The sequence below is a fragment of the Frondihabitans sp. VKM Ac-2883 genome (assembly GCF_015350875.1).
Taxonomy (GTDB): Bacteria; Actinomycetota; Actinomycetes; order Actinomycetales; family Microbacteriaceae; genus Frondihabitans.
Map to the genome: position 1 here is coordinate 130,025 of NZ_JADKSF010000004.1, position 15,626 is coordinate 145,650.

A 15,626-nucleotide genomic window follows, 5' to 3' on the forward strand; every position below is an offset into this window, starting at 1 on the left:
AATGGGCACGGAGATCGTCGACCAAGCGGAGAGTCCCCTCTTGACCCCCCGCTCGAAACCCGACGGTCGAGAGCTCACTCTCCATCGAGACGACCTCGTGATCCGCAAGGGGCAATACACGCTCCTCAACGGGCACCTGACTCCGCAGCAGTCCATGCTCGAAGACCTGGCGTTCGTCAAACGCGTGCTCGACGAGGCGCGTATTCCGCACCTCCTTGTGCGCGGCAACCACGACCGACCGGTGATTGCGCTCGAGATCACTCGTCGTGCCGAGTTTGAAGAGGCCCTTGCGGCCGCCGCCGGAACCGAGCCGTTCTACTCGAAGCCCGGAAAGCAGCGTGCCCAACTCGTCTCGACCGACGGCCTCGGCCCCGAGTCCGAGCGCGTCCTGCGCATCTACCGCCCGCGGGTCGAACCCATCGGTCGCCTCCGCTACGGTGCCGGATCCGCAATCCAGATCGAATTCTGGATCATGACCGAGACCGAGGTGCTGGCTCCGGTCGAGAACTCGCTCATGCGCCGCGAGCTACCCCGCGGTGAAGCCGTCGAAACGCCGATCGAGCGCTACGGCATGGACTGGGTGACGCTCGAGCACATGTTCGACGATCACGCCACCGACATCACTTTCGAGATCGACATGGTCTTCTCCTGGGTCGACGGCAACTCCGTCGAGTACCAGCGCGCGCGAGCCGCGCGGGCGACGAGCCACGTGGTGGGGGAGGGCGACGACTCCGTGGCCCGCTTCCGCCAGATCGACGAGCTCAAGTACGCCCTGCGATCGGTCTACATGTTCGCGCCGTGGGTGCGGAACATCTACATCGCGACTGACTCACCCGCACCCGAGTGGCTCGCCGACCACCCGCGCGTGCGCGTGGTGCGAAGCGAGGAGTTCTTCGCCGACCCCTCCGTGCTGCCGACCCACAATTCGCAGGGCGTCGAGTCGCAGCTGCACCACATCAAGGGTCTCAGCGAGCACTTCCTCTACTCGAACGACGACATGTTCTTCGGGCGTCCCGTCTCACCGGGAATGTTCTTCTCGCCGGGCTCGGTGACAAAGTTCATCGAGGCTGCGACGCGAATCGGCCTCGGGCTCAACAACGCCGAGCGCAGCGGCTTCGAGAACTCGGCGCGTGTCAACCGCGCGCTTCTGCAGCAGCGCTTCGGTCGGGTCACGACCCGGCACCTCGAGCACACGGCGGCGCCGCTTCGAAAGAGCGTGCTGACCGAGATGGAGCACGAGTTCGCCGAAGAGTTCCGGGCAACCGCGGCATCGCCGTTCCGGGCCGCCTCGAACATCTCGGTGACGAACTCGCTGTACCACTACTACGCCCTGATGACGGGCCGTGCGATCGTGCAAGAGAACGCCAAGGTCAGCTACGTCGACACCACGATGGTGTCGGGCCTTGCGTTCCTCTCGGAGCTGCTAAAGAAACGGTCGTACGACTTCTTCTGCCTCAACGACGGATCGTTCCCCGAGGTGACCGACGAAGAGCGCACCGCCGTCGTCACCGACTTCTTGGAGCGCTACTTCCCGTTCAAGGCTCCCTGGGAGGCCTGAGGGTCGGTTTCGGCGGCTACACCCGTTCTACAGGGTGCCGATCGGGCCGGTCAGCGACAGGTCGCGCGTCGGCACGACGATCTCGGCCGTCTGTTCAGCACGGTGACGCGGACGCGCCTCAGGAATTTGGATGCCGGCGGCTTCGAGCTTGGCGGCGACCTGCTCCGGGCCGACGTACTCGCCGACCGTGCGGTAGCTGCCGATCGGCACGACCGAGTTGACGATCGTCTCCGGGTAGACGTGCATCAGGTTGTACGACTGAGCACCGTCTTGACCACGCGTGGCATCGGTCGGGATGTTCAGATCAGCCGTGTAGCACGTAGCCGACGCCACCGAAACCGGAACCCCGGCGAACATCGCGTTGGTCGAGAAGTGCAGGTGACCCGCGATGATGGAGCGGACGTCGCTGCCCTCGATGACCTCGGCGAGAGCCGCCTGATCGCGGAGTTCGACCAAGACCGTGAGGTCTTTGATGCTGGGAACGGGCGGGTGGTGCATGGCGAGGATCGTGCCATCGGGAGCATTCGTCGAGAGTTCTTCGGCGAGCCAGTCGAGCTGGTCTCCGCTGAGCTCGCCGTAGTGCTTGCCGGGAACGGTGGTGTCGATGGTGATGACTCGGAGGCCATTGACGTCGTAGACGAGGTCGACCGGTCGAGAACTCGGGATCTGGCCGAAGAGCTCCTGTCGGAAAGCACCACGATCGTCGTGGTTGCCCATCGCCCAGATGATCTGCGCTCCCAGACGGGAGGCGATCGGCTCGATGAGCTGACGGAGCTTGCGGTACGCTCCCGCCTCGCCCTTGTCGGCCAGATCTCCGGTGACGACAATGGCCTCGGGCCGGGCACCGGAGTCTTCGAGCTCGGCCATGATCTGGCGGAGCCTCGATTCGCTGTCGACGTCGCCGTAGAGGTCGCCGTCACCCTCGATGAGGTGGGTGTCGCTGAGGTGAAGGAGGAAGTGGTCGGGCCGAGCATGCTCGGCCGTGCGGAGACCCATGGTTCTCACATTCGCGAATAACTTGTGTAGCAGGCTGACGTGGACGACCTTGACGCTCACGCTTGTGCAATGTGTTCGGAGACAAGTTCACCATCGGTGGGCTGGTCGTACGGTGAACGTCACCGCGCGAGTCGGTAAACCGTGCCTGAACATGTCTTGAACCCGCTCGACACTAGTCGGGCATCTTTGACGGGGCGAGGCCCCCGTTCGAGTCGTTGGCGAGTTATTACCCAACTCAATGGGTCTGGGCAAAAAGCGGACACGAAAAACGGGCCACCCGAAGGTGACCCGCTGTTCGAACTGGCGAACCGAGACTTACGCGTCGGCGCCGACGATGTTGATGACCTTGCGGCCGCCCTTGGCACCGAACTCGACGCTGCCCGCGGCGAGGGCGAACAGGGTGTCGTCGCCGCCACGGCCGACGTTGACGCCGGGGTGGAAGTGGGTGCCGCGCTGGCGGACGATGATCTCGCCGGCCGAGACGACCTGACCGCCGAAGCGCTTCACGCCGAGGCGCTGAGCGTTCGAGTCGCGGCCGTTACGGGTGGATGATGCGCCCTTTTTATGTGCCATGAGTTGTCAGCCCCTTCTTCTACTTGGTGGTGATCGCGGTGATCTTGACGCGGGTCAGGTCGGCACGGAAACCCATGCGACGCTTGTAACCGGTCTTGTTGCGGTAGTTCTGGATGACGATCTTGGGGCCGCGGAGGTCGTTCAAGACCTCGCCCTCGACGGTGACCTTGGCGAGGTCGTCGCCGGTCAGGATCGTGTCGCCGTCGACGTGCAGGACGGGGACGAACGAGACAGTGTCGGCTTCGGCGGCCTTGAGACGGTCGACGGTCAGAATCGTTCCGACCTCGACGCGCTCCTGACGACCACCGGCGCGCACGATTGCGAATGCCATGGGTACTCCAGAAAAACAGATCTGCGTGAGCAGAAGAATGAGGATGCCCGGATCGCCGGGCAACTTCGATAGTCTTTCACAAATGTCACGACCGATCAAACTTCACACCCCGCCCGCCTTCACGGCCGACATCGTGGCCGACGCCCGCGAGCGCATCGGAGAGTTTCTCGACGACCTCGCCCGGCTGACGACGGAGTACAGCTCTGACATCGAGGTCTGGGGCTCTGCGGTCACGACCGCCGGGTGGGAGATCGCCCGTCTCGGCCAGTGGCTCGGGCTCGAGGGTGAGGCCGTCCTACTCCTCGGCGGGTCGTCGTACCCCGACATCGCCGAGCACGAGGGCACGAGCGCCTCCAACGTGTACAACCGCGTCGGTAAGTCTCTGACGCTGGCTCCCTATGCCAAGGCCATAGGCGCCACAACGCGGGTGACGGCGGAGGGGCTGGAGACGGCGAGGCGTGACTATGCACTCGAGGATCCCGCGGCGGCCTCGCTCGAAGCGGACGACAGGGCCGCAGACGGCTCTCTTGCCGACCGGATTCCCCGGATCCTCGTCTCCGGCCCGGTCAAGGCGACGGCGATCGTGGCGGCCCTGCCCGACTATCGGCGGTCGAGCGTGTTGTCGACGCTGTCGATCCTGGCTCGCGAAGGCGCCGTGACCCGGGTGGGCCACGGCGTCTACGCGCTTCCGCCGCGAGAGGGCGACGAGACTGTTGAGCCCGTCTAAGCCAGGCCGAACTCGGTCAGCTCGGCGTCATCGAGCATTCTCGACCGGATCAGAAACCGCTTGCCCTCCGGGCTCTCGACACTGAAGCCGGCTCCCCGCCCCGCGACGACGTCGATCGTGAGGTGGGTGTACTTCCAGTACTCGAACTGGCTGCGCGACATGTAGACCTCGATCGGGTCGAGCCCCTCCACCTGCAGATCACCCAGATGGACGTCGACGGCACCCACTCGAAAAAACCCGACGGGATAGCACATGGGCGAGGATCCGTCGCAGCAGCCGCCCGACTGATGGAACATGAGCGGTCCGTGCTTTGCCGTCAACTCGATGAGGAAGGCGGCTGCCGCGGGTGAGACGTCGACCCGCGACAGCGCCCGCTCGGGAGGCGGCGCCTGATCAGACGCCGCCTCGGGCTCGGTGTCGATCAAAAGAACCCCATGGGCCCGTCGGCGTACGACACCAGCAGGTTCTTCGTCTGCTGGTAGTGATCGAGCATCATCTTGTGGTTCTCCCGGCCGATGCCCGACTGCTTGTAGCCGCCGAATGCCGCTCCCGCCGGGTACTGGTGATAGGTGTTCGACCAGACGCGGCCGGCCTGGATGTCACGACCGGCGCGATAGAGCTGGGCGCCGTTGCGCGACCAGACCCCGGCACCGAGGCCGTACAGGGTGTCGTTGGCGATCTTGATCGCATCGTCGTAGTCGTTGAAGCTCGTCAGTGACAGCACGGGCCCGAAGATCTCCTCCTGGAAGATTCGCATCGAGTTCTTCCCCTCGAAGATGGTCGGATTGACGTAGTACCCCTCCGTCAGGTCGCCGCCGAGATCAGCGCGATCGCCGCCCAGCAGAAGCTTCGCGCCCTCCTGCTTGCCGATATCCATGTAGCTGAGGATCTTCTCGAGCTGGTCGTTCGAGGCCTGGGCGCCGATCATCGTGTCGAGCGACAGCGGGTTGCCCTGCTTCACCTGCTTGACGCGCTCGAGGCCGTCGGCGACGAAGCCGTCGTAGATCGACTGCTGTACGAGTGCCCGTGACGGACAGGTGCAGACCTCACCCGAGTTGAGGTTGAAGAAGGTGAAGCCTTCGAGGGCCTTCGAGTAGAAGTCGTCCTTCTCGTCGGCGACGTCGGCGAAGAAGATGTTGGGGCTCTTGCCTCCGAGTTCGAGCGTGACCGGGATGAGGTTCTCGGAGGCCATCTGCATGATGAGGCGGCCCGTCGTGGTCTCGCCGGTGAACGCGATCTTGCGGATGTTGGGGTGCGACGCGAGCGGTGCCCCCGCCTCGACGCCGAAGCCGTTGACGATGTTGAGAACGCCGTCGGGGAGCAGGTCGGCGATCAACTCCATGAAGACGTGGATCGACGCGGGCGTTTGCTCGGCCGGCTTCAGCACGACGCAGTTGCCGGCGGCAAGGGCCGGGGCGAGCTTCCACACGGCCATCAGCAGCGGGAAGTTCCAGGGGATGATCTGGCCGACCACGCCGAGCGGCTCGTGGAAGTGATACGCCACCGTGTCGTTGTCGATCTCGCCGGTCGAGCCCTCCTGCGCGCGAATCGCGCCCGCGAAGTAGCGGAAGTGGTCGATAGCCAGCGGCACGTCGGCGGCCAGGGTCTCGCGAATCGGCTTGCCGTTGTCCCAGGTCTCGGCGACCGCGAGCATTTCGAGGTTCGCCTCCATGCGGTCGGCGATCTTGTTGAGAATCAAGGCACGCTGCGCGATCGTCGTCTTCTTCCACGAGTCGAACGCACGCCAGGCCGCCTCGACGGCGCGATCGATATCTGCCGCGTTGCCGCGTGCCACCTCGGTGAAGACCTTGCCGTTTACCGGCGAGGGATTCTCGAAATACTGCCCGCTCGCGGGGGCGACGTACTCGCCGCCGATGAAATGGTCGTAGCGGGGCTTGAACTGCACCTTCGCGTCGGGGGTTCCCGGAGCGGCGTAGGTGTTCGGAGGAGTCGTGACGGTCATTGTCGTATCCCTTTCGACGTCGTTGTCGTGCGGCATCCGTGGGTTCGATGCCTGGCGGGACTCTACGACGGCGAAGGTTGCAGACGGTTGCGGCGGGTGCTCGTGCTCGTGCTCCACGCCGCAGGCATCGCTGCGGTCACAGCCGGTCGAGCTGTTCCAGCCGGGCGACGATTCCGGCTCGGCGTGGCGATCGAGGCGGCAGCAGTCTGAGAGCGGCCATCAGGATCTCTCGATCGGAGTCGTCGCCCGACCTCTCGGAGAAAGTGAGGAGTACGTCGACCGACGCTCCCGTGAGGAGCGCATCACGGAGGCGCGTGGCCAGGCCGTCGCGGATGACTTCGACGCCGGGGGCCGCGGATCCTGGGAGCACCTGGCCCGAGTACGCGTCGACCGCCTGCCGGTGCGCACCGCGGTCGAGCAGGGCGTCGACACGGGCGATGTCGGTGTCGAGCGGATTCGGCAGCCGGTACGGGCGAGAGAGCGGAGCGAGCCTCGGGTCGAGCTCCTCGAGCGCGTGTCGGAGCCGCACCATCTCGGCACGGAGAGTCGTGACCGCCGAGGCGTCACCGTAGACGAGCGCTGATAACTCCTCAGCACCGATTCCGGGAGGGTGGGCCGACAAGATCGTGATGATCTCGCTGTGGCGGGCCGTGAGCGTGACGATGCGTCGGCCGTCCGAGATCATGGCGGTGTCGCGGCCGAGCGTGCTCAGGGTCGCCGACGCGCTCGGCGTTGACCGGGCCGCGCGACTGTGAGGCGGACTAGTGCGCTGTGATGCGCGAAGGCGCGACACGAGCATCTCCGACTCCATGGCGGCGGCGGTCGCCTGCAGCAGAGGCAGGGTGTGATCGGCGACGGCGCGGTCGTCACCCGTGATGTCGAGAAAGCCGAGGATCCGACGCGTCACCGGGTCGTGAATGGGCACCGCTGTGCAGCTCCATTCCTGCACGAAGACATTGAAGTGCTCCGACCCGCGGATCTGCATGCCGTGGTCGAGCACCAGAGCCGTGCCGGGAGCCGAGGTTCCTACTCGGCTCTCGGCCCAGCCCGCCCCTTCGACGAAGCGCATGCCCTCTGCCTGGCGCTTCGCCGAGCGATCCCCCTCCACCCACAGCAGGCGGCCCCGTTCGTCGCCGAGGGCCACCAGCAGCCCCGAACCCTCGATGTCGGCGAGCAACAGGGTGCGCACCACCGGCAGCAGAAGGGCCAGAGGATGGTCGCGTCGGTAGTCGCCGAGATCAGACGCGGGCAGCTCGAGGGAGGGCAGCAGTCGTTCGGGGTCGAGGCGGCGGCGGCGCGCCCGCTCCCACGACTCGGCGACGAGGCGCCCGTGGGGGTCGTGATGGTCGGGAGTGTCGCGGGAGTCGTGGGCCTTGGGAGTTGCGCCGCGTCCGCTTCGGACAGGGGCGAGCCAAGGGTTCGACCCCGGGGAGTCGGCTGCGCCGCGGCCTGTAGCCATTCCGCACCAATCGTCGTCGATTGTTCGGGCCGCGCGGGGCGTCCCGTCGTGATGGAATCAGCCTACGTCGCGTTCGGCGCCCCGGGGGCCGGTTCAGGGAACTGGCAAAACCGGGCGGATTCGGCTCAGCCCGAGGGGAAAAGAGCAGTTCTGCCAGATTTCTGAACCGACGTCACGCGGCGCAGGCGAGACAGAGCGCCGCCATCGGCCGGGCTCCCAGACGGGCGGCCGGGATCGGCAGGCCACACGAGATGCAGAAGCCGTACGTTCCGGCGTCGAGTCGAGCGAGAGCAGCCGCAGCCTCGTCAGCCCGCTGCTCGGCCGACCGACGGATCGCCTCCAATTGCGAGCGTTCGTAGGCGATCGTCGACCCCTCGGGGTCGTGCTCGTCGTCGACATTCGACGACTCGCGCGCCTCGCTGACGGCGGAGATATCGAGCGTCAGGCGGCCGGCCAGAGCGAGCGCGTCGGCGTGAATGGCGTCGAGACGATGACGGATCGCAGGATCCTTGTGGTCGCCGACAGGGTCTGTCACGAGGGCCGCTCAGCCCTTCGTGATCGCGGGCACTTCTTCACCCGGGCGGGGCGGTTCGGGCGGGGTTCCGGTGCCGAACGGTCGGCCGCCGAGGTCGTCGCGCCCGTGCGGCTCGAGCCAGCCGCTCTCGGTCGGGCCGAGGGGCACGATCTTCGTCGGATTGATGTCGCTCTGGACGATGTAGTAGTGCTTCTTGATCTGATCGAAGTCGATCGTGTCGCCGAAACCCGGGGTCTGGAAGAGGTCGCGCGCGTAGGCCCAGAGCGCGGGCATCTCGATCAGCTTGTTGCGGTTGCACTTGAAGTGGCCGTGATAGACCGCGTCGAAGCGGGCGAGGGTCGTGAAGAGGCGGATGTCGGCCTCGGTGATGGTGTCTCCGACGAGGTAGCGCTGGTCGGTGAGGCGCTCTTCGAGCCAGTCGAGGCGGTCGAACAGGCGGGCGTAGGCGCGCTCGTAGCTGCCCTGGGATCCGGCGAATCCGGCACGGTAGACGCCGTTGTTGACGTCGCGGAAGATGATCTCGGCGACGTCGTCGATTTCGTCGCGAAGGTGCTCGGGGTAGAGGTCGGGAGCGCCCTCGCGGTGAAAGCCGACCCACTCGGTGGCGAAGTCGAGGGTGATCTGCGGGAAGTTGTTGGTGACCACTTTTCCGCTCGGCACGTCGACGATGGCCGGCACTGTGATTCCGCGCGGGTAGTCGGGGGTGCGCTTGAAAAATGCCTCTTGGAGGTGTTCGATGCCGAGCACCGGATCGCGACCGCCCTCGTCGAGGTCGAAGGTCCAGGAGCGAGCGTCGTGCGTCGGCCCAGGCAGGCCGAGCGAGATGGCGTCTTCGAGGCCGAGCAGTCGCCGCGAGATGATCGAGCGGTTTGCCCAGGGGCAGGCGCGGGCGGCTACGAGCCGGTAGCGGCCCGCCTCGACCGGCCATCCGTCGACGGCGTCGCGGGTGATGCGATCCTCGATGTAGTTGGTGTCGCGGGTGTACTCCTGGCCCGGGGTGACGTAGCTGCCGGGGGTGCCCTCGTCGGTGCTCGTGCTGTTCGTGCTGTCGCTCATGTGGTTCAGCCTACGCACGGTGCCCGAGGGCGGGGTCGGCGGGTGCTCTCCGCGGGTGGGCGGGTGTTGTGGAGAGTCGGCGGGTGCTGCAGCACCCGCCGACTCCGTGAAACACCCGCCGACCCGGCCGGGCGCGATCACGGGCTGACCTGGGTCGGGCGCGATCACGGGCTGACCAGGCCGGCGTCGATACCGTCGCTGACCGAGGCATCGACCCCCTCGCCGAGCGAACCGCCAGCAACCCGCCCTGCCTGCCAGTCTCGCCAGAGCGTTTTTAAATCCCACGCGTTGTCGGCCTCGAGCGAGATGCCGCGTTCGCCGGTTCGTCTCGTGCGGCCCTGGATCAGCAGCAGCTTCGTGCCGAACAGGAGGGAGCCGGCGCGATTCTGCGCCTCTTCGAAGAAGGTCGAGTCGGAGCACCCCGACCCGTCGTCGAGGCTGATGAAGACGACGCGCTTGCCGCTGCGCATCGGCGGCGTCTGCGTGGCGATGCGGATTCCGGCAACGAGCACGGTCGTGCCGTTCCAGTTGTTCCGCAGGTCGGCGGCTCGGATCACCCCGAGGTCGTCGAGCATCGGCCGGTAGCTCTCGATGACGTGCTCGCCGACCTCGAGCGAAAGGATGTCGAGCTCCCGGCTGACCCGCTCACGGACGGAGACGTCGGGGGTGCCGATCGGCACCGACGACGATTCGTCGACGTCGAAGTCGAGCTGGTTGAGGGCGTCGGCGGCCTTCGGGCGGGAGGCCCTGCTGGTCAGCTGCCGAATTCTCGCCAGAACGTCACCCCGCGTGCGCCCCTCACCGCCGAGGGAGTCGAGGGCGCCCACCTGGCCGAGCCGCTCGAAGAGCCGTCTCGACGGGGTCGCCCGCTGGTAGAAGTCGGCGATCGAGGTGAAGGGGCGGTTCTCGAGGATCCGGGTCACCTCGGCCTCCGTGATGCCCTGCACGTCGACCAGAGAGAGACGAATGCCGAGCTCGCCGGGGTACGAGCGGGCGACGGGAGTGCGCGGGGGCTTCACCCGCTCGACGTGGAAGACGCCGCTCGACGCATTGACGTCGAGCGGCAGGACGGGGATGCCCATGCGTTTCGCCTCGGTCAGCAGCAGGCGCTTGGGGTACATGCCGGGATCGTGGGTGAGGATGCCGGCGAGGAACTCGGCCGGGTAGTGGGTCTTGAGCCAGGCGCTCTGGTAAGTGGGCAGGGCGAAGGCGGCGCCGTGCGCCTTGCAGAAGCCGAACGACCCGAAGCCCTTGAGCACACCCCAGATGCGGTCGATCTCTTTTTCGGTGAACTTCGAGCGGCCCTGCTCGTCGCGGTTGTCTCGCGTCTTCTGCCGGAACTCGTCTTCGAGGTCGTCGCGCTTCGTCATGGCGCGTCGCATCTCGTCGGCCTCGGCGAGCGAGATGCCCATGGTGGCGTTCAAAATGCGAAGCACGTGCTCGTGGTAGATCACCACCCCGTAGCTGTCTTGGAGGAACTCGGCGAACGAGGGGTGCAGATAATCGGGCTGCTGAAAACCGTGCTTGGTGTCGAGGTAGGGCGCGACCATGTTGCCCTTCATCGGGCCGGGCCGGAACAGCGAGATGTCGGCGATGAGGTCTTCGTACTGGTCGGGCTGCATCTTGCCGATCAGCTCGCGCTGCCCGGGACTCTCGATCTGGAACATGCCGAGGGTGTGGGTGGTGCGGATCGCCTCGTAGGTGGGCTCGTCGTCGTGGGGGATCGCGTCGAGTTCGATGCGGCCCTGCCGGTTGACGTAGGGCACATCGAGGGGGAGCGCACCGGCGAGGGCCGTGCGCGGGCCGTTGATGCGCTCGATCTCGTCGAGCGCGAAGGCCATCGACGACTGCATGCGCACGCCGAGCACGTCGAGTTTGAGCAGGCCCGCGTCGTTCATGTCGTGCTTGTCGAACTGGCTCATCGGAAGCCCCATGCCGCTCGGCTGCACCGGGGTCATGCTGAGCAGGTCGGAGTCGCCGAGGATCACGCCGCACGGATGCATCGAGATGTGCCGGGGGAGTCGGTCGAGTCGCTCGGTCAAGTCGACGAGCAGCTCGATCTGGTCGTTCTCGCGAGCGAGATCGGCGATCTCGCGCAACTCGGGCTTCTCGGCGAGGGCGGTGCGGAAGTCGCGGGCGTTCGATCGCCAGACGTTCTTTGCCACCAGGTCGATCTGCTCGTCGTCGAGGCCGAGAGCGAGCCCTGCGTCGCGGACGGCCCCGCGCCCGCGGTAGGTCGACTGCATCGACATCAGGGTGACCCGGTTGCTGCCGTAGCGGTCGAAGATGGCCCGGTAGATCTCGTGTCGCCTCGCCGACTCGACGTCGATGTCGATATCGGGGAGCGTCTCGCGCTTGTTGCCGAGGAACCGCTCGAACAGGAGGTCGTGCTCGAGCGGGTCGACGTTGGAGATGCGCAGCAGGTAGGTGACGAGGCTGCCGGCGCCCGACCCTCGGGCGGCATTCCGCACCCGCATGTCGCGCATCAGCTGCGAGACGTCGGCCACCGTGAGGAAGTAGCTCGCGAACCCGAACCCGGTGATGGTCTTCAGCTCGTCGCGCATGCGTCGCTCGAGCTTCTCGCGCTTCGCCATCGAGACGTCGCCGAATCGCTCGGTGATGCCCGCCTCGGAGCGACGCCAGAGCACCTGGTCGGGGTCGCCCTCGACACCGATCGCACTCAGCTCGGGAACCTTCGGGCGGCGCCAGCCGAGATCGGCGTCGGGGTCGAGGCGGCAGCGATCGGCGAGCTCTTCGGTTGCGGCCAGCATCTCTTCGGCACTGCGCCGATCGAGTGACGAGACGCTCGCGATCTGCTGTGCCAACTCGCGCATCGCCCCGGGGCCTTTCAGCCAGGCCTGGGCGTTGGGCTGCGGCTCGAACGACCCGAGGGCGGCAAGGTGCCCCGCGGCATCAAGCACGTCGGCGGTGACGGCGCCATCGGGTTCGAGGTAGCGAACCGCGTTGCTGAGGATCGCCGGAACGCGGGCGGCGTCGGCCAGTTCGAGCATGCGGGCCGCGTGCCGCAGAGAACGGCTCTCGCCGGGTTCGGTCAGGTGGCAGACGACCTCGACGACTACACCGCCCGGCAACAGGGTCTTCCAGTCGTCGAGCAGCGCCATCGCCTTCGCGTGATCACCGCGAGACACCGCCCGACCGACATCGGAGTCGGGACCGAGCAGCACGGTGCCGGCCGGACCGTCGTCGCCGAGCAGGAAGGCTCGGAGCCGTGAGCGGGCGATCGTCGCAACGCTGTTCGCGGTGCCGCTCGTCTTGCGTGTGGCTCGACCGTGCGCCGCGCTGATGAGCCGGCAGAGGGAGGCCCACCCAGCCCCCGCCGCCACACCGCCGGCGGGGGAGCCGTGGGCGAGCACCACGATGCGATCGGTGTCGGCCGCAGACCGGCCGCGTGCAGACCCGCCCTCGGCATCGGACAGGACGCCGAGCTCGACCCCGACGATCGGATCGATGCCCGCGGCCCGGCAGGCGCCGACGTGCCGGATCGCTCCGTAGAGACCGTCGCGGTCGGTGATCGCCGCCGCATCAGCCCCACTGTTTACGGCTTGCGCGACGAGATCCATCGGCGTCGCCGTGCCGAAATGAGCGCTGAACGAGGAGGCCACGTGCAGGTGCGTGAATGCCATGCGACCCCTCTCGTTCGAACGTGTGTTCGAACAGTGTAGGTCACGCGACTGACACGGATCAACGAGCTCACAGGCCGCCGTATGGCAGTCTGTCGTGATGCCTTCACCGGGAAATCGACGTGCCCTGAGACTGCTGGCGCACCCCCGGATCCTCCTCGCCGTCAAGGCGGCTCTCGCTGCAGCGCTCGCCTGGTGGATCGCGCCGCACGTGCCGGGCACTGCTGCCGACTACCCCTACTACGCGCCGCTCGGGGCCGTCGTAAGCATGTACCCGACGGTGAAGGCGTCGCTGACGCAGGGCATTCAGACACTCGCCGGGCTAGTGCTCGGTATCGGCCTCGCGGCGGTCGTCGTGGCCCTCGGCAACCCGACGGTGCTGACTGTCGCCCTGGTGATCGGCGTCGGCGTGCTGCTCGGCGGGCTGCCGCTGCTCGGGGCCGGTCGCGACTGGGTACCTATGGCCGGGCTGTTCGTGCTGCTCATCGGCGGCTCCGACAGCGAGGACTACTCGTGGGGCTATGCGGTGCAGATGCTCGTCGGCATCGTCGTGGGCGTGGTGATCAACTTCACGGTCGTGCCCCCGCTCTACTCGAGTGACGCCCGTGATCGACTGCAGCGCCTCCACTCCGAGCTGGCCGACCGGGCCGACGACCTCGCCGGAGTGTTCCGCGCCGACTGGCCGCTCGACGGCGACGAGTTCGAGAGCCGCATCGAATCCCTGCCCGTGACACTCGCCCGGGTGCGCGCGGCCGTCGACTACGGCGACGAATCGCAACGGTGGAACCCCCGCCGCCGACGCCGGATCGACCTCAGCGACGACCGCGACCGGCTCCGCATCGCCGAGCGGATCGCCTTCCACCTGCGCGACGCCGCCGAAGTGACCGGCGAGCTGGCACGACGCGGCGCCGATCCCGACCGGCGGGTCGAGAGCCCAGGATCCGCGGTCACCGAACCCCTCGCCGCGTTGTACGCCGCCCTCGCCGACGCCATCCGGGCCCATGACGATCGCGCCCGGCCGATCTCTCAGGCCGAGGCCGCCCTCGACGACGCCTGGGCCGCTCTCGACGCCGGCACGAAGCCCTCGCCGCGCCGGGTGGCGGAAGAAGCGTCGGTGGCGCTGTCGGCGTCGCGGATCCTCGTCGCCCTGGCGCGCTGACCGGGTGACACGCACTACCCGACCGATGCCGACACGATCAGGCGCGGAGCAGTACGGTTGACGCTGGCATCGTGGCCTCTCGCGCCCGTGACCGCACCCGACCTCCGCCGGGAATTCTCGCCCGACGAGCGCGTTGAGACACATGGCCCGTTTCTACGGGCTTCACTTCGGAAAGGACGTCCATGAATTCCCGCACCGCGACTCGCCCCGAGCAGACCGTCTGATGACGGAGACGAGCACACTCATCATCCTCGGCGCTTCCGGTGACCTCACCGAGCGCCTCCTCCTCCCCGGTCTCGCGAGCCTGCTCAAGAGCGACCGCGGCGTCGACGTCAAGCTGATCGGGACGGGCCGCTCCGAGCGCTCGACCGAGGAGTGGGACGACGTCGTCAAGACGGCCTTCAACGGCGACGCCGGTAGCGACCTCGCCAAGCGGACCCTCGCCTCCAGCGAGTACATCCAGGGCGACCCGACCGATCCCGAGCACCTCAAGAAGCTGTTCGCGGCCTCCGAGGGCGCGCCGGTCATGTACTTCGCGCTTCCGCCCGCCATCTCGACCAAGGTCATCAAGGCCCTAGAAGAGATCGATGTTCCCGACGGACTCCGCCTGGCACTCGAGAAGCCCTTCGGCAGCGATGAGCAGGGCGCCCGCGACCTGAACGAGGAGCTCCTCAAGGTCATCCCCGAAGAGCGCATCCACCGCACCGACCACTTCCTCGGTCGCTCGACGGTGCTCGACATCATCGGCCTCCGCTTCGCGAACCGCCTCTTCGAGCCGGTCTGGAACGGCGACAACATCGAGAAGGTCGAGATCTTCTACGACGAGGTCCTCGGCCTCGAGGGTCGCGCGCAGTACTACGACAAGGCCGGCGCCCTGATCGACATGATCCAGAGCCACCTGCTGCAGGTGCTGGCGATCATCGCCATGGACGCCCCGTCGTCGATCGACTCGATCGAGCTCCGAAGCGAGATCGCCCGCGTCCTCCGCGCCACCTGGGTGAAAGACGGCGACCCCGTCGCCTCCAGCCGCCGTGGCCAGTACTCCGCCGGCACCATCGACGGCAAAGACGTTCCCGCCTACTCCGACGAAGACGGAGTCGACAACGAGCGTCAGACCGAAACCCTCGCAGAGGTCGAGTTCGAGATCAAGACGCGTCGCTGGGCCGGCGTGCCGTTCATCCTGCGCTCCGGCAAGGGCATGACCAAGGTGCGCAAGGAGGTGCTGATCACGTTCAAGCCCGTGCCGGTGCTTCCCGCAGGCCTCAAGGGCGCCTCCAGCCCCGACACGCTGCGCATCGAGATCAGCCCCGAGACCCTCGAGCTCGGCGTCACCACCAACGGCCAGGGCAACCCGTTCTCGCTAGAGAAGTCGGTCTTCAAGACCGACCTCGGCAAGCCCGAGCTGACCCCCTACGGTGAGGTGCTCTCGGGCATCTTCCACGACGACCCGACGCTGTCGATCCGTGGCGACGTGGCCGAGCGCTGCTGGGCGATCGTGCAGCCGGTCATCGACGCGTGGCAGGCCGACGACGTGCCGCTCGAGAAGTACCCCGCGGGTTCGTCCGGGCCGGAAGGCTGGACCACCTCGAAAGAGGCGTGACCCTCGCGCGTCTGATGATGTGACGCGA

At 67.0% G+C, this 15,626-nt stretch carries 13 protein-coding genes; 4 read left to right on the forward strand and 9 right to left on the reverse strand.

Annotation, left to right across the window (positions count from 1 at the left end):
* The first annotated feature begins 1 nt into the window (after position 1).
* Positions 2 to 1,558, forward strand: a complete 1,557-nt coding sequence (locus tag ITJ49_RS09135) for a stealth conserved region 3 domain-containing protein (protein ID WP_055958440.1) — start codon at positions 2 to 4, stop codon at positions 1,556 to 1,558.
* Between the two features lie 27 nt (positions 1,559 to 1,585).
* On the opposite strand, the gene ITJ49_RS09140 is transcribed toward ITJ49_RS09135, so the two are convergent.
* The 3 genes from ITJ49_RS09140 to rplU all read right to left on the reverse strand — a co-directional run bounded on the left by ITJ49_RS09140 (position 1,586) and on the right by rplU (position 3,458).
* Positions 1,586 to 2,554: a phosphodiesterase gene (locus ITJ49_RS09140; RefSeq protein WP_123944845.1), complete on the reverse strand. Its 969-nt coding sequence runs from the start codon at positions 2,552 to 2,554 to the stop codon at positions 1,586 to 1,588.
* Between the two features lie 315 nt (positions 2,555 to 2,869).
* Positions 2,870 to 3,127 carry a 50S ribosomal protein L27 gene (rpmA, locus tag ITJ49_RS09145; RefSeq protein ID WP_123942584.1) on the reverse strand — a complete coding sequence of 86 codons (258 nt, stop codon included), beginning with the start codon at positions 3,125 to 3,127 and terminating at the stop codon, positions 2,870 to 2,872.
* Positions 3,128 to 3,146: 19 nt separating this feature from the next.
* Positions 3,147 to 3,458 (reverse strand): 50S ribosomal protein L21, encoded by a 312-nt coding sequence (gene rplU, locus ITJ49_RS09150; protein ID WP_123942586.1) that lies wholly within the window; start codon positions 3,456 to 3,458, stop codon positions 3,147 to 3,149.
* Between the two features lie 82 nt (positions 3,459 to 3,540).
* Here rplU and ITJ49_RS09155 point away from each other — a divergent pair, with 82 nt between their 5' ends.
* A complete protein-coding gene (locus tag ITJ49_RS09155) occupies positions 3,541 to 4,185 on the forward strand; it encodes a hypothetical protein (protein WP_194604308.1) in 645 nt (214 codons plus the stop codon).
* Here ITJ49_RS09155 and ITJ49_RS09160 read toward each other — a convergent pair.
* The 6 genes from ITJ49_RS09160 to ITJ49_RS09185 all read right to left on the reverse strand — a co-directional run bounded on the left by ITJ49_RS09160 (position 4,182) and on the right by ITJ49_RS09185 (position 12,842).
* On the reverse strand, positions 4,182 to 4,607 hold the full coding sequence (locus ITJ49_RS09160) for a DUF779 domain-containing protein (protein WP_370544458.1): 426 nt from the start codon (positions 4,605 to 4,607) through the stop codon (positions 4,182 to 4,184). The genes ITJ49_RS09155 and ITJ49_RS09160 overlap by 4 nt on opposite strands.
* Positions 4,607 to 6,148 carry an aldehyde dehydrogenase family protein gene (locus ITJ49_RS09165; protein WP_194604311.1) on the reverse strand — a complete coding sequence of 514 codons (1,542 nt, stop codon included), beginning with the start codon at positions 6,146 to 6,148 and terminating at the stop codon, positions 4,607 to 4,609. The genes ITJ49_RS09160 and ITJ49_RS09165 overlap by 1 nt, the downstream gene beginning before the upstream one ends.
* A 136-nt stretch (positions 6,149 to 6,284) precedes the next feature.
* Positions 6,285 to 7,607: a GAF domain-containing protein gene (locus ITJ49_RS09170; RefSeq protein WP_194604314.1), complete on the reverse strand. Its 1,323-nt coding sequence runs from the start codon at positions 7,605 to 7,607 to the stop codon at positions 6,285 to 6,287.
* A gap of 172 nt (positions 7,608 to 7,779) precedes the next feature.
* The gene (locus tag ITJ49_RS09175) at positions 7,780 to 8,142 is read right to left on the reverse strand and encodes a TraR/DksA family transcriptional regulator (protein ID WP_370544441.1); all 363 of its coding nucleotides are present in this window, start codon (positions 8,140 to 8,142) and stop codon (positions 7,780 to 7,782) included.
* A 9-nt stretch (positions 8,143 to 8,151) separates the two neighbouring features.
* Positions 8,152 to 9,198, reverse strand: coding sequence for a glutathione S-transferase family protein (locus tag ITJ49_RS09180; protein ID WP_194604317.1), 1,047 nt, complete (start codon positions 9,196 to 9,198; stop codon positions 8,152 to 8,154).
* Between the two features lie 164 nt (positions 9,199 to 9,362).
* Positions 9,363 to 12,842: a DNA polymerase III subunit alpha gene (locus tag ITJ49_RS09185; RefSeq protein WP_194604320.1), complete on the reverse strand. Its 3,480-nt coding sequence runs from the start codon at positions 12,840 to 12,842 to the stop codon at positions 9,363 to 9,365.
* 97 nt (positions 12,843 to 12,939) lie between these two features.
* Between ITJ49_RS09185 and ITJ49_RS09190 the strand changes: the two genes are divergently transcribed.
* Both ITJ49_RS09190 and ITJ49_RS09195 read left to right on the forward strand, forming a co-directional pair.
* Positions 12,940 to 13,998, forward strand: coding sequence for an FUSC family protein (locus tag ITJ49_RS09190; protein WP_194604323.1), 1,059 nt, complete (start codon positions 12,940 to 12,942; stop codon positions 13,996 to 13,998).
* Positions 13,999 to 14,221: 223 nt separating this feature from the next.
* Positions 14,222 to 15,598 carry a glucose-6-phosphate dehydrogenase gene (locus tag ITJ49_RS09195; RefSeq protein ID WP_194604326.1) on the forward strand — a complete coding sequence of 459 codons (1,377 nt, stop codon included), beginning with the start codon at positions 14,222 to 14,224 and terminating at the stop codon, positions 15,596 to 15,598.
* Positions 15,599 to 15,626: the final 28 nt, after the last annotated feature.

What these genes read in the sequence shown, in the direction of transcription:
- ITJ49_RS09190 (WP_194604323.1), top strand. Translation starts at nt 12,940, where the DNA reads ATGCCTTCACCGGGAAATCGACGTGCCCTGAGACTGCTGGCGCACCCC.
- rplU (WP_123942586.1), bottom strand. Translation starts at nt 3,458, where the DNA reads ATGGCATTCGCAATCGTGCGCGCCGGTGGTCGTCAGGAGCGCGTCGAG.
- ITJ49_RS09180 (WP_194604317.1), bottom strand. Translation starts at nt 9,198, where the DNA reads ATGAGCGACAGCACGAACAGCACGAGCACCGACGAGGGCACCCCCGGC.
- ITJ49_RS09185 (WP_194604320.1), bottom strand. Translation starts at nt 12,842, where the DNA reads ATGGCATTCACGCACCTGCACGTGGCCTCCTCGTTCAGCGCTCATTTC.
- ITJ49_RS09170 (WP_194604314.1), bottom strand. Translation starts at nt 7,607, where the DNA reads ATGGCTACAGGCCGCGGCGCAGCCGACTCCCCGGGGTCGAACCCTTGG.
- ITJ49_RS09165 (WP_194604311.1), bottom strand. Translation starts at nt 6,148, where the DNA reads ATGACCGTCACGACTCCTCCGAACACCTACGCCGCTCCGGGAACCCCC.
- ITJ49_RS09140 (WP_123944845.1), bottom strand. Translation starts at nt 2,554, where the DNA reads ATGGGTCTCCGCACGGCCGAGCATGCTCGGCCCGACCACTTCCTCCTT.
- ITJ49_RS09155 (WP_194604308.1), top strand. Translation starts at nt 3,541, where the DNA reads ATGTCACGACCGATCAAACTTCACACCCCGCCCGCCTTCACGGCCGAC.
- ITJ49_RS09135 (WP_055958440.1), top strand. Translation starts at nt 2, where the DNA reads ATGGGCACGGAGATCGTCGACCAAGCGGAGAGTCCCCTCTTGACCCCC.
- rpmA (WP_123942584.1), bottom strand. Translation starts at nt 3,127, where the DNA reads ATGGCACATAAAAAGGGCGCATCATCCACCCGTAACGGCCGCGACTCG.
- ITJ49_RS09195 (WP_194604326.1), top strand. Translation starts at nt 14,222, where the DNA reads ATGACGGAGACGAGCACACTCATCATCCTCGGCGCTTCCGGTGACCTC.